At 64.0% G+C, this 11,929-nt stretch carries 12 protein-coding genes and 1 tRNA gene; 5 read left to right on the forward strand and 8 right to left on the reverse strand.

What is annotated here, in order from left to right; translation table 11 throughout:
* Window positions 1-2 precede the first annotated feature (2 nt).
* From C4301_RS01050 to C4301_RS01060, 3 genes are all read left to right on the forward strand, one after another.
* Window positions 3-1,379 carry a S8 family serine peptidase gene (locus C4301_RS01050; protein WP_352413266.1) on the forward strand — a complete coding sequence of 459 codons (1,377 nt, stop codon included), beginning with the start codon at window positions 3-5 and terminating at the stop codon, window positions 1,377-1,379.
* Between the two features lie 33 nt (window positions 1,380-1,412).
* The gene (locus C4301_RS01055) at window positions 1,413-2,558 is read left to right on the forward strand and encodes an LCP family protein (RefSeq protein WP_352413267.1); all 1,146 of its coding nucleotides are present in this window, start codon (window positions 1,413-1,415) and stop codon (window positions 2,556-2,558) included.
* A gap of 14 nt (window positions 2,559-2,572) precedes the next feature.
* Window positions 2,573-2,661, forward strand: a tRNA-Leu gene (locus C4301_RS01060).
* A gap of 58 nt (window positions 2,662-2,719) precedes the next feature.
* On the opposite strand, the gene C4301_RS01065 is transcribed toward C4301_RS01060, so the two are convergent.
* Window positions 2,720-4,231 carry a Ppx/GppA phosphatase family protein gene (locus C4301_RS01065; protein ID WP_352413268.1) on the reverse strand — a complete coding sequence of 504 codons (1,512 nt, stop codon included), beginning with the start codon at window positions 4,229-4,231 and terminating at the stop codon, window positions 2,720-2,722.
* Between C4301_RS01065 and C4301_RS01070 the strand changes: the two genes are divergently transcribed.
* Together C4301_RS01070 and C4301_RS01075 are read left to right on the forward strand one after the other, a co-directional pair.
* On the forward strand, window positions 4,223-6,058 hold the full coding sequence (locus C4301_RS01070) for a polyphosphate kinase (protein ID WP_352413269.1): 1,836 nt from the start codon (window positions 4,223-4,225) through the stop codon (window positions 6,056-6,058). The genes C4301_RS01065 and C4301_RS01070 overlap by 9 nt on opposite strands.
* 13 nt (window positions 6,059-6,071) lie before the next feature.
* Window positions 6,072-6,554 (forward strand): SixA phosphatase family protein, encoded by a 483-nt coding sequence (locus C4301_RS01075; protein ID WP_352413270.1) that lies wholly within the window; start codon window positions 6,072-6,074, stop codon window positions 6,552-6,554.
* Here C4301_RS01075 and C4301_RS01080 read toward each other — a convergent pair.
* The 7 genes from C4301_RS01080 to mglB all read right to left on the reverse strand — a co-directional run bounded on the left by C4301_RS01080 (window position 6,495) and on the right by mglB (window position 11,815).
* On the reverse strand, window positions 6,495-7,640 hold the full coding sequence (locus C4301_RS01080) for an MFS transporter (RefSeq protein WP_352413271.1): 1,146 nt from the start codon (window positions 7,638-7,640) through the stop codon (window positions 6,495-6,497). The two genes, C4301_RS01075 and C4301_RS01080, sit on opposite strands and share 60 nt — an antisense overlap.
* A complete protein-coding gene (locus C4301_RS01085) occupies window positions 7,637-8,122 on the reverse strand; it encodes a hypothetical protein (protein WP_352413272.1) in 486 nt (161 codons plus the stop codon). The genes C4301_RS01080 and C4301_RS01085 overlap by 4 nt, the downstream gene beginning before the upstream one ends.
* 55 nt (window positions 8,123-8,177) lie before the next feature.
* Entirely contained in the window at window positions 8,178-9,866 is a 1,689-nt protein-coding gene (locus C4301_RS01090; protein ID WP_352413273.1) for a b(o/a)3-type cytochrome-c oxidase subunit 1, read from the reverse strand.
* A 4-nt stretch (window positions 9,867-9,870) separates the two neighbouring features.
* Entirely contained in the window at window positions 9,871-10,368 is a 498-nt protein-coding gene (locus C4301_RS01095) for a cupredoxin domain-containing protein (RefSeq protein WP_352413274.1), read from the reverse strand.
* Between the two features lie 3 nt (window positions 10,369-10,371).
* Window positions 10,372-10,476 carry a cytochrome c oxidase subunit 2A gene (locus C4301_RS01100; RefSeq protein WP_352413275.1) on the reverse strand — a complete coding sequence of 35 codons (105 nt, stop codon included), beginning with the start codon at window positions 10,474-10,476 and terminating at the stop codon, window positions 10,372-10,374.
* A gap of 253 nt (window positions 10,477-10,729) precedes the next feature.
* On the reverse strand, window positions 10,730-11,320 hold the full coding sequence (mglA, locus tag C4301_RS01105) for a GTPase MglA (protein ID WP_352413276.1): 591 nt from the start codon (window positions 11,318-11,320) through the stop codon (window positions 10,730-10,732).
* Window positions 11,321-11,323: 3 nt separating this feature from the next.
* Window positions 11,324-11,815, reverse strand: coding sequence for a GTPase-activating protein MglB (mglB, locus tag C4301_RS01110; RefSeq protein ID WP_352413277.1), 492 nt, complete (start codon window positions 11,813-11,815; stop codon window positions 11,324-11,326).
* Window positions 11,816-11,929: the final 114 nt, after the last annotated feature.

Here is an 11,929-nt window from a genome sequence, read left to right on the forward strand (position 1 = left end):
GCATGAGGCGGTCTGCCCTTCTTTTATTGCTTCCCCTGCTTTACGCCTGTAACCAGACGCAAAGCCCGCCCCCAACCCTCCAGGCCTGCCGCCCCACCCAGAGCCCTTCGATCCAGGGCCTCCCCCCCTCTTTCCAGGGCCTGGGGGATTTTGACGCTCCCCACGTGCCGGGCGAGCTTCTGGTGCTTGGAGGAGGCTTCACTCCCCAGGGCCTTTTGGACCGGGCGGGGCTTCTTGGGGAGGCGGAGGTCCTTTCCACCCTTCCCGGAGGGGCCCTTCACCTAAGGGTCCCCCCGGGCCAGGAGAGGGCCAGGGCCGAGGCCCTCCTGCGGGCCGGGGCGCGGTATGTCCAGCCCAACTACCTCTACCGCCTTCTGGCCCGGCCGAACGATCCGCTTTATCCGGAGTCCCTTTTAGATCCCTCGCGTCAGCAGCCCTTTTTCCGCCTTATCCAGATGGAACAGGCCTGGGATCGCTTTGCCCCAGGATGCACCCCCACCGTGGCCGTTTTGGACACCGCCTTTGACCCGAAGGACCCAGAGCTTGCCCCCAACCTGCTTCCCGGATACAACGCCACGCCGGATGGGCTTAGCGGGCCTAAGGCCTTGGACCCTTCCCCACCCCCAAGCGGCGCATCCTATGAAGCCGACCACGGTCAGGGCGTGGCCGGTTTGATCGCCGCGGTGACGAACAACGGTTCATATGTCGCCGGGGTGGGCTGGAACCGGATCAAAGTTTTGCCGATTAAGGTCTTCTACTTTGTGGGTTCCCGGTACACCAGCACTACGGCAGTCCTGGATGGGGCCATCCGGTATGCGGCGGACCAGGGGGCCAATGTCATCAACCTGAGCCTGGGTGGTCCACAGGATCTCTATCTACGGGATTCGATTTCCTATGCCTTGCGTAAGGGAACTGTGGTGGTGGCTGCGGCGGGCAATGACGGAACCGATGGCCTCGTATATCCGGCCCGGTATCCCGGCGTGATCGCTGCGGGCTCGGTGCGTTTGGACGGAAGGCGCTCTGACTTTTCCAACTACTCCTCTACACCGGCCGACCTGGTTATGGCCGCTGGGGGCAATCATTTTCCTCTTGAAGCGCTCTGGTCTCTTGCCCTAAACCGGGACTACGGGTATTACCGGGGTTTGGGGCGCGTCGTCAAGTGGAAAGGCACCTCGTTTTCCGCCCCCCAGGTGGCCGGGGTGGCCGCCATGTACATCGCCCAATACCAGCCCCGCTACGGCCAAGCCCCCACCCCCGACCAGGTGCGCACCTGCCTCACCATGACCGCTTCCAATGGCGGGCGGTATGACCCCCAGACCGGGTACGGGATCGTCCAGGCGGACCGCGTCCTCACGGACACCACCTACTGCTTCCCCTAGTTTCTCATCCGGCTGGGGGTAGACTGGGCTTTTGTGAGGCGGGTGCTCGGGATTTTGTTCCTTGCGGCCTTCTCTGCGCTTGCGATCTGGCTTTACCCCCTGGTAAGGCCCGTGGCCAAGTACGGGGCCTTGCCCAAGACCTTGGACGAGCCTTTGAACCTCCTGGTCCTTGGGGTAACCCCGGAGTATGTGGGGTATCACAAAAAGGCCCCTGAGCGCTTCCAGGGGCTTACGGACACCCTTTTGCTGGTGCGGCTGGACCCTAGGGCGAACCGGGTGGTGGTCCTTTCTATACCCCGGGATGTCTGGGTGGACCTGCCCGGCCACGGATGGCACAAGATTAACGCTGCGAACCCCCTAGGGGGGCCAGAGCTGGCCATGCGGGCGGTGGAAGACCTTCTCGGGGTACCTGTAGATGCCTACGTGAGTGTAAGCTTAACAGCCCTGAGAGAGGCGGTGGACGCCCTGGGCGGGGTGAGGGTCTGTGTGGAAAAACCCATGCATTATACCGACCAAGCGGCGGGCCTCCGGATCGACCTCGAGGCCGGCTGCCAAACCCTGAATGGGGCCCAGGCCGAGGCGTACCTCCGCTTCCGTAAGGACGCCCTAGGGGACATCGGCCGTATCCAGCGCCAGCAGGCCTTTCTTCAGGCCTTGAAGGAACAGCTCTTGACCCCTATGGGGCTTCTGCGCCTTCCTCAGGCGGTGGCCCGGGCCGAGGCCTATCTGCGGACCGACCTCAGCCGGGAGGAGATTGGCCGGATCCTGGGCTTTGCCATGAACCGGCCCACCTTGGTGAGCCTTCTTCTGCCGGGTCGGTTTGGCAACGGGTGGGTGGTGGACCAGGCCGCCTGGGCAGAGATGCGCCGGGTGTACTTTGAAGACCAGGCCGAGGCCAGCCCTCCCGCGCTTTCCGGCCGGCTGGTGGCCGTGGTCTATGGTCCAAAGGAGGAGGAGCGGGCCCAGAGGGTGGCGCAGAGGCTACGGGGTATGGGGCTAAGGGTCCTTCTCAGGGAGACGGAGCTTCCCCCAAATAGGACGGAGGTGCTTGAAAACGGCCCCGGGCTTCTGGCCAAGGCCTTGGCGGAGTCGCTGGGCCTGCCCTACCGGGTCTCGGGGGAGGCGGCCTTGGGCGCGGACCTGACCCTCCGGCTTGGCAGGGACGGCCAGGCCCTGTAGCATGAATACTGGCCGCCGGGATGGCGGAACGGTAGACGCTGCGGACTTAAAATCCGCTGGGGGAATATCCCCCGTACGGGTTCGAGTCCCGTTCCCGGCACCATGGCCCCCCCTGAGGGAGGGGGGGGTTATTTTTAGAAAAATTCATTGAGGGGAGGAGATCACGGCCAGACCACCTCGAGGCCCAGGCCGAAGGCTTTGGCGAAGAGGTCGGCTTGCTTTTGCGTCTCCAGAATCTCCACCCAGGGCTCCTCGGAGGCTTCTAACCGGAGCCGCACCCGTTCACCGATCTCCACCCGCACCCCCCGTACCCGGCCCGTGCGGGGGCGTTCCAGGTGCTCCGCCAGGCGTAAAAGGGCGGAAAGCCTCAGCAGGAGGGCTTTTTCCCCTTTGGCGAAAAGGGGCTTTAGGTCTTTGAGCTCCGGCTTGCCCCGGCGGTGGTACCGGACGAGGAGGGCGAGGAAGGCCTGCTCCTGGTGGGAGAGGCCGGGAAGGGGCTCGGAAAGGACGAGGTAAGCCCCGTGCTTATGGTGGTCGCGGTAGCCCACGTGCATCCCGATGTCGTGGAGGAAGGCGGCCTCCTGAAGGAGTCTTCGCTCCCAAGGCCCCAGCGGGTAAAGAGGAGCCAAAGCATCGAACAGGGCCAGGGCCAGGCCGGCCACCCGGTCGCGGTGGGCGGGGTCAAAGGGGTAGCGGTGGAAAAGGGCCTGGACGAAGAAGGAGCGGACCTCGGGCAGGAGGTGGGGTGAGGGGAGGAAGCGCTCGTACAACACCCCTTCCCGGATGCCCTGGCCGCTGATGAAAAGGCCGGGAAGGCCCAGGGCCTCGAGGAGGGTCTCGTAGAACACCGCCCCCACGGGGACGGTCTCGGCCCGGTCGGGCTGGAGGCCTTCCAGCTCCTTCCGCTTCTCTGAAGGCAGGTTCAAGAGGAGGTCTTTGAGCGCCTTCAGGGCCTCGAGGGGGAGGAAGTAGCCGTGGAGGAGGTCCAAGGGGTAACGGGTTCGTTTCTGGTGGAGCCGGGCCAAAGCCCGGACCGTTCCCCCCATGGCCACCAAGGGGAGGGGGGGGTCAGAAGGGAGGCCTTGGAAAAAGGTCTTGAGGTGACGTTTCAAGGCCGAAACCTCCCGGGCGGTGGGGGGGTCCTTGTGGAAGAAGGCCTCCTTCAGCCTCAGGACCCCTAGGGGAAAGGCCCTTCCCTCTTTGAACCGGCGCCCTTCCATCCGGGAGATCTGAGCGCTCCCACCCCCCTGGTCCACCACCCAGGCCTCGAGGAAGGAAAAGCTGTTGGCCACGGCCAAAACCCCGTACCGGGCCTCCTCCTCCCCGGGGATGACCCTAAGGGGGAGGCCCAACCGGGCCGCTTCCTCTAAGAGCGCCTCCCCGCCTTGGCCGTCCCGGAGGGGGGAGGTGGCGAGGGCCACCAGGGCTTCTTTCTCCAGGCCCACCGCCCTTGCGAAGTCGGCGAAGAGGCGAAGTGCCTGGACCCCCCGCTTTAGCGCCCCCTGGCTCAGAACGCCTTTCGCCAGGCCTTCTCCCAGCCGGACGGGTTCCCGGAGTTCGTCCACCTGGTGGAAGTAGAGGCCGGGAAGGTACTCGTAGACCACAAGCCGGGCGGTGCCGCTTCCCAGGTCCAGCACCCCCAGCCGGCGTGTATCCTGAGGGGAATGAAGCATGCCGAGACCATCCTACCCGAGCTGGCCTGGCTTCGCTTTAACCGTCGGGTTCTCCTCCAGACGGAACGGCCTGACTTCCCCCTTTTGGAGCGGCTCCGCTTCGTGGCGATATGGGCGAGGAACATGGACGAGTTTTTTACGGCCCGGATCGCCAAGCCCTTTCTCAGGGGCAGAGGGGGGGCCGAGTACCGGGCTCTTCTCCAGGAAGCAAGGCTTCAGAAGGGCCTGGCCTGGGCCAGGTACGGGCTCCTTCTGGGCGAGCTGAGGCCGAAGGGCCTGGAGGTGCTGCCCGTGGAAGCCCTGGACGAGGAGGAGGAGGCCTATTTCGGGGTCTATCTGGCCGAGGTGGCTGTTCCCCGGACGGACCTTTTGGACTGGTCCCAGGCGCAGGACCTCACGAGCGGGGCCCTGTACTTCGCCTCCGAGCGTCACCTGGTCCGGCTTCCCCAGGACCTGCCCCGGCTCCTTCCGATCCCGGGCCGGGAGGGGGCCTTTGTGCGGCTGGGGGAGCTTTTCCGCCTCCGATCCGACCTCGTCCTTCCCGAGCCCGGGCCCCTGTACGAGTTCCGCGCCTTGAGGCTTATGGAAAGCGAGCAGGACCGGGTGGACTGGGATGACCTCACCCAGGTTCTGGAGGAGCGGATGGAGGGGGTTTTCACCCACCTCGAGGCGGAGGAAGGCTTCCCCTCCGTCTGGCTTTCCCGGCTTAGGGAAGCCCTGGGGCTTAAGGAGGAGGAGGTTTACCTCCAAGCCCCGCCCCTGGACCTTAGGCTGGCCGAAGCCCTGGTGGAGGCCGGGCCCGAGGGCCTTCGCTTTATTCCCCTCTCTCCAAATCGGCCCAAAGCCTTTTTGAAGGCGCCCTTGGACCACCTGCGCCGGCAGGACCTCCTCCTTTACCACCCCTTCCAGGACTACCGCGCGGTGGAGCGGTTCGCCGAGACCGCCTTGGCACCGGAGGTGGAGGAGGTCTGGGCCACCCTCTACCGGATCGGGCCGGAGAACCCCCTGGCTCTGGCTTTGATCCGGGCGGCCCAGATGGGCAAGCGGGTGCACGTCCTCCTCGAGGCCCGCGCCCGGTTTGATGAGCTTTTAAACCTTGCCTGGTATCTCCGCTTCCGGCGCGCGGGGGTGGAGGTGGTCCCCCTGCCCGAGCGGAAGGTCCACGCCAAGGCCCTTCTCCTCTTGGGCAAGGAGGGGGGGTTCGCCCACCTGGGCACCGGCAATTACAACCCCCAAAACGGCGCCCAGTACACGGATTTCTCCTATTTCACCGCCCGCAAGGGGGTGGTGGAGGACCTGCGCCGCTTCTTCCTGGCCTTGAGGGATGGCCAGGAACCCGCCCTTTCCCACCTGTACACGGGTCCTCGCATCCGGGAGCTTTTACTGGAGCGCATCCGGTCCGAGGCCCATCCCGAAGGCCGGATCATCCTCAAGTTCAACCACCTGACCGACCCCGGGGTCTTAAAGGCCCTCCTCGAGGCCGCTCAGAAGGGGGCGAGGGTCCAGCTCATCGTGCGGAGCACCCTGACGCTTCTCGCTCCCGGGTTTGAGGCCCGGAGCCTGGTGGGGAGGTTTTTGGAACACGCCCGGGTGGCGGCCTTCCGCGGCGGGGGGCGGTGGCTTGTGTACATGGGGAGCGCGGACGCCATGCCCCGGAATTTTGATCGCCGGTATGAGCTTTTCTTCCCGGTTTTGGACGAGGAGGCCCGGAAGGCGGTGTTAAGGGTTCTGAAGCGCCAGCTCAAGGATGACCGAAACACCTTCCTCCTTACCCCTGAGGGGGAGGTCAGGCTCTGGGGTGGCCGCCACGATGCCCAGGCCTGGTGATTTAAAGTGGGGCATGGAGCTCTATCTGATCCGCCATGCGCATGCCCTTCCCGGCGAGCCGGATGAGAAGCGGCCCTTAAGCGAGGAGGGAAGACGGGCCTTCGCCCAGGTGGTCAGGGGGCTTGAGGCCCTGGGCGTGCGCTTTGACCGCGTGTACACCAGCCCCTTGGACAGGGCCAAGGAGACCGCGGCCTTCCTCCTCCCCCTGGCCGGGCATCTGGAGGAGACCCCCCTTCTGGCCACCTTTCCCTCGCCGGACCTGCTTAAGGCCATAAAGGGTAGGCGCGTGGCCCTGGTGGGGCATGAGCCCTGGCTCTCCAGCCTGGCGGCCTGGCTGGTCCTCGGGATCCCCCTCGAGGGACGGATCCAGATTAAAAAAGGCGGGGTGGCCCTTCTCAAAGGCCGGCTTCGGCCCGGGGGAATGGTGCTCATCAGCCTATCCCCGCCCCGGTTCTTTCGGGCGCTGCAGGAAGAGGAGAAAGGCCAGAAGGCTTAGCCCCGCCCCTGCGGTGAAGGCCGTTCTCGAGCCCAGAGCCTGCCACAGGCCTCCGAAAAGGAGGCTTGCCGGAAGGAGCAAGACCCCCACCAGCGTGTGATAAAACCCGATGGCGCTGGCCTTTTCCCCTTCTGGGATCAAGGTGGCCAGATAGGCCCGGCTTCCCCCTTCAAACGCGGCGGAGTAAAGGGCATAGAGGAGCATCAGCCCCACCCCCTGCCCGGGGGCCTGGGCCCAGGCGAACCCCAGGTAGACCAGGGCGTAGACCAGAAACCCTCCCCCCACCAGGGTGGTCAGCCCCAGCCGGTCGCCGACCCCCCCTAGAGGGTAGGAGAGGAGGGCATAGGCAAGGTTGTAGAGCGTGTACACCAGGGTCACCCCCTCCTCGGAAAGCCCGAGCTCGTGAAGCCTCAAAAGGAGAAAGGCGTTGGAGGAAAGGGCCAGGGTAAAGATCCCAGAAACCAGGAGAAAGTGCCGGTACCCCGGGGAGAACCGCTGAAGCCGTAAAGGGGCCAAGGGCCTAGGGGGGCTTGGCTTTTCCTTGACCCAAAGAAGGATGACCGAAACGGCTAGGAGGGCGGGCAGCGCAGAAAGCCAGAAAACCCCCCGCACCCCCACGAGGGGAAGGAGCAAGGTGGCTAGGAGGGGCCCCAGGGTGGCCCCCAGGGTGTCCATGGCCCGGTGGAGGCCGTAGGCCCGGCCCAGGGCCTCCTTAGGGGCGAGCTCGGCCACCAAAGCGTCCCGGGGGGCGGTGCGAAGCCCCTTACCCATCCGGTCCAAAAACCGGTAAAGGAGGACGTGCCAGGGCTGAGTAGCCAGGGCCAAAAGGGGCCGGAAGAGGCCGGGAAGCCCGTAGCCCAGAAGGAGAAAGGGCCGTCTGGCCCCGATTCGGTCAGAGGCCCGCCCCCCCACCACTTTGAAGAGGCTGGCCGTGGCTTCCGCCACCCCCTCCACCAGGCCCACTGCAGCCGCCCCAGCCCCCAGGCCCACCAGGAAGAGGGGGAGGAGGGGGTAGACCATCTCGCTCGCCACGTCCATGAAGAAACTGACTAAGCCTAGGGCGTAAATCCCTTTGGGAAGCCTCACGGCTTGAGTATATAGAATATATAGAAAAGGTAAAGGAGCGGAAGCTCAGGGAGGACCATGAGGAGGGAAAGGGGGTCCAGCGGAGCGGGGGAAAGCCAGGCCAGGCCTACTGGGGTAAGGAAGGGCAAAGGCAGGGTACGGGTGAGGAGAAAGGCCAGGAGGAAGGTCCAGGAAAGCCCTACTCCCAGCTTCCAGACCAGGGGTTCAAACCCAGGAGGGTCGCCTTTCGCATACATGAAGCGTAAAACGCTGAGGCCGAGGGCGTACGTCGCCTTTAAAGAGAGGAGGGCCAAAAAGGCCTGGCCATAGAAGTAGTACTCGCTCACCAGGCCGTACCTGACCGCCTCCTTTTCCCCAAGTCCAAAGGCCGAGCCGCAAAGCCCTTGGCCGAGCCTTTCAGAAAGCCCCAGGCCTAGAAACTGAAAAAAGAAGGGGAGGACTTCCAAAAGAGCCGCGTAGGGCAAAAGGGGGTGCCGCAGCATGGGAGCGGGCGAAGGATACCCCTGGGAAGGTTCTCCCCCCAGGGGCCAGGGGCTTTTACCAGACCCGAACCCCAGGGACGGGGTTCAGGTTGCTAAAGAGCTGGACCACGGTGGGCCCGTAGGCGAGGAGGACCAATGTCACCGCCACCGCGAACCAGAACCCGATCCGGTCCATGGCGGCCACACTTTTCCGATCCTCGGGGCCGGACAGGACCTCGGCAAAGGGGACCTCCGCTTCCGCTAAGGCCACCTCCCGCCTGGGCTGCAGGAGCATGCTGAAGAAGCCATAGATAAAGAGGAGGAGGGCTGCCAGGAGGACGATGCCTGCCAGGACGTTGAAGACCATGGGCACCGCCGCATGGGTGTAGGCCTCTGGAACCTGGCTGATATGGGCCCGGCGCGGAACGCCGAGAAGCCCTGCCCAGTGAAGGCCTAAGGCCATGAGCATCATCCCGATAAACCAGAGCCAGACCACCGCCAGGCCCAGACGCCTTTGGCCGTCGGAGATGGGTTTGCCCGTGAGGTTGGGGAGGAGCCAGTAAAGGCTTCCCATGGCGGTCAGGGTGACCAGGCTGGCCACCTGGAGGTGGAAGTGGCCGGGGACCCAGGCGGTGTTGTGGACCACGTAGTCGAGGGTAAAGCTGGCGTTGACTATCCCGCCCGCTCCCCCGGGAATGAAGCCGATCAGGCCCAGAACAGGGGCCACGAAAGCGGGGTTATCCCAGGGAAGGGCCTTGATCCAACCGAAGAGCCCCTTTCCGCCCCGCATTCTGCCCGCCAGCTCCAGGCTGGCTGCTAGGGTAAAGGCGGTCATAAGGCTCGGCACGGCTACGAACAGCGTGAGAACAGAGTGGATCATCTTCCAAAGGGGGTCAATCCCCGGGTCGGCGAACTGGTGATGGAAGCCCACCGGGGTGGAAAGAAGAAGGAAGAGCAAGAAGGCGAGCCGGGCCATGGGGTCGGAGAGGAGCTTCCCCCCCGCCTGTCTGGGCAAGATGGTGTAAAGGATTGCGTAGGCGGGCAAAAGCCAGAAGTAGACGATGGGGTGGCCGGTCCACCAGAAGAGGGTCCGGGCCACCAAGGGGTCTACTCCCTGAATGAGGCCGAAGGACCAGGGGAGGAGGAAAAGCACCGCCTCGAGGACCAGCCCAAGGGAGGCGATGAACCACATCAGCCAGAAGGTCACCGCCAAGTAGGTGGCCAGGGGGGTCACCTGTTCTGGGTTTTGGGCTTTCCACCGCCGCCACATGTCCAGGACCAGGTAGAGGCTCACCCAGGTGGAAAGCACAAAGACGCTGGCCCCCAGGTAGAAGGCCCAGTGGCCCTTAAGGGGGGGGTAGAAGGTGTAAAGAACGGTGGCCTCGTTGGAAAGAAGGGGCAAGGCGGCCAGGACAAGCCCTAAAAAGGCCATCCACCAGGAGACCCACCCGAGGGTCATGTTGGGCTTAAGCCCGAGCTCCCGGGCGGGAAGGTAGACCATAACCGCTTGAGCGAAGAGCTGGGTAAAGACGATGGCGTTCAGAACGCCATGGAGGGTAAGCCCCTGGTAGTAGGACTGGACAAAGGGCAGAAGGCGTTTGAGGAGGGGGTACGCGTCCACATTCCCGTAGTTGAGCGCCTGGAAGGGGCCGAAAAGGCTCCCCACGATGACCGCGATAAAGCCCAGTACCAGGAAGTAGAGGGTGAGCTTCTTCTCCGGGTGGGCCGCGTAAACCTGGCTCATGGAGAAACTCCGCACCGCCATGCTCTCACTCCTTTACCACGATCTTCCCAAACATGTTCTGGTGGCCGATTCCGCAGTACTGGTTGCAGACGATCCGGTACTCGCCGGCTCTTTTGAAGGTGTACTTCACCGTGGAGACCTCCCCCGGGATCACCTCCACGTTGAGGTTCGTCCCCTCCACGTAAAAGCCGTGGATCACGTCGGGGCTGGTGATCTTGAAGGTGATCTCCGCCCCCTTGGGCACCTCGATGGGGTTGGGGAGGTAGCCAAAGGTGAAGGCCTGGACGTAGGCGGTGTACTGGTTGGGGCCTGTCTGGATCACCCCGGGCTGGGCAAAGGGGCCCTCTGTGCGGACCGTGGTCGGATCCACGTGCTCCAGTGCCCCCGCAGGGATGACCCCCCGGGTGTGGGTCACCAGGGTGTAGGCGATGAGGGCGATGAAGACGAAGAGCATGAGCATGGAGAAGGCCAGCCAACCCCGTTCGTAGGCGAGGAGAAGCTTATGGGCCCTCTGCTCGTCCATACCCTACCCCCTTGCGAAGAGGATGGCGTAGACGCCCAGCCAGAAGACCAGGATGGTTAAGACCAAAACCACGACCACGCCTAGGGCACCAATGGGTTTTCCTTCCATACCCTCCTCCTGTGTGCGGCGAGTTCACCGTACACGTAACTTAGAATAGAAAGGTAAAAGCCTCTTGGGCAAGTACATTTGTCCCGAATAAAAGCCAAAAGATGGGACAAATGTCCCTTCCATAAAAGATACTCAGGCTGGCTGAAGTAAAGCCCAGGTTACCTATACGGGGTACTATGGCTTGCCAAAAGGGCTTGACTCAGCTCGAGGGGAAACCCCCCCGTGAGGGGGGGTAGGAGACCGCGGCGGCCCCTTAGGCCTCTGAGCCTACCCGGGCCAGGACCAGGCGGCTGATCTCCTTTAGGGTCTCCATCACCCCCTTGCCCTCCGTGGCCACTGCTTCAAAGACCGGGTACCTCTTTTCCGGGTCCACCACCGCCTGGACCATCTCCACGGGCAGGGCATCGGGCAGGTCCCGCTTGTTCACCTGGATGACCAAGGGAACGTCGTCCAGGCTCAGCCCGTATTCCGACAGGTTTTCCCGCATGTTGCGCATACTCTCCGCGTTGGCCCGAAGCCGGTTGGGGGCAGAGTCCGCCACGAAGACGATCCCGTCCACCCCCCGGAGGATGAGCTTCCGGCTTGCGTTGTAGAAGACCTGGCCCGGGACGGTGTAGAGGTGAAACCGGGTCTTGAACCCCTTGACTTCGCCCAGGTCCAGGGGCAGGAAGTCGAAGAACAGGGTCCGTTCGTCCTCCGTGGCCAAGGAGACCATCTCCCCCTTGCGGCCTTCGGGGATACGGCCATAGACCCACTTGAGGTTGGTGGTCTTTCCAGAAAGCCCGGGGCCGTAGTAGACGATCTTGAAGTTGATCTCGCGGTTGGCGAAGTTGATGGTGCTCATCGTTCAGTTCCCGAAGAGTTCGTCCAAAAGGGCGCTTGCCCCCTCCCGGTACTCCGTGTCCAGGCCCAGCTTGCTGGGGCTGACCAAAGCGTCCTTGGTCAGCTCGGCCAGGGTCTGGGCGGCCCGCTTGCCGTAGAGCTTTACCCGGCCCAGGGGTGCGGTGGGGTCGAAGACCAAGACGAGGAGGGCGTACTCCCCTACCTCGTCCACGTAAAGCCCTATCTGCTCCCCTTGGTGGAGGAGTTCATTGAACCGGGCTTCTCCCAGGAGCCTGGCCAGGGCCTGGGTGGCCGCGGCGTTGCCCGCCACCAGGGTGGCCAGGGAGTCCAAGGCGGGCGGCTTGGGGGCCCAAAGGGCCTCCTTGTGGGCCAGAACAAAGCCTTTCTTGTCCACCAAGAGGGCGTAGCGGGCCCCGCTTTCCCGCAGGAGCTCGTCCAGGGCCTCGAGGGCCTTCTCATAGGTGGCGCCGTAAAGGACCAGGGCAGGTTCCACCATAGTAGACTCAGTGTACCATGAGACCCTTTTTAGACCGGGCGAGAGACCTCCTTGCCCGCTTGGTGGCCATTCCCACCGTCTCGGCGGAGGGGAGGGGATTGGAGGAGGGGGCCC

Source organism: Thermus sp. (assembly GCF_040290245.1).
Classification (GTDB): domain Bacteria; phylum Deinococcota; class Deinococci; order Deinococcales; family Thermaceae; genus Thermus_A.

What these genes read in the sequence shown, in the direction of transcription:
- C4301_RS01070 (WP_352413269.1), top strand. Translation starts at nt 4,223, where the DNA reads ATGAAGCATGCCGAGACCATCCTACCCGAGCTGGCCTGGCTTCGCTTT.
- mglA (WP_352413276.1), bottom strand. Translation starts at nt 11,320, where the DNA reads ATGAGCACCATCAACTTCGCCAACCGCGAGATCAACTTCAAGATCGTC.
- C4301_RS01075 (WP_352413270.1), top strand. Translation starts at nt 6,072, where the DNA reads ATGGAGCTCTATCTGATCCGCCATGCGCATGCCCTTCCCGGCGAGCCG.
- C4301_RS01065 (WP_352413268.1), bottom strand. Translation starts at nt 4,231, where the DNA reads ATGCTTCATTCCCCTCAGGATACACGCCGGCTGGGGGTGCTGGACCTG.
- C4301_RS01100 (WP_352413275.1), bottom strand. Translation starts at nt 10,476, where the DNA reads ATGGAAGGAAAACCCATTGGTGCCCTAGGCGTGGTCGTGGTTTTGGTC.
- C4301_RS01095 (WP_352413274.1), bottom strand. Translation starts at nt 10,368, where the DNA reads ATGGACGAGCAGAGGGCCCATAAGCTTCTCCTCGCCTACGAACGGGGT.
- mglB (WP_352413277.1), bottom strand. Translation starts at nt 11,815, where the DNA reads ATGGTGGAACCTGCCCTGGTCCTTTACGGCGCCACCTATGAGAAGGCC.
- C4301_RS01050 (WP_352413266.1), top strand. Translation starts at nt 3, where the DNA reads ATGAGGCGGTCTGCCCTTCTTTTATTGCTTCCCCTGCTTTACGCCTGT.
- C4301_RS01090 (WP_352413273.1), bottom strand. Translation starts at nt 9,866, where the DNA reads ATGGCGGTGCGGAGTTTCTCCATGAGCCAGGTTTACGCGGCCCACCCG.
- C4301_RS01085 (WP_352413272.1), bottom strand. Translation starts at nt 8,122, where the DNA reads ATGCTGCGGCACCCCCTTTTGCCCTACGCGGCTCTTTTGGAAGTCCTC.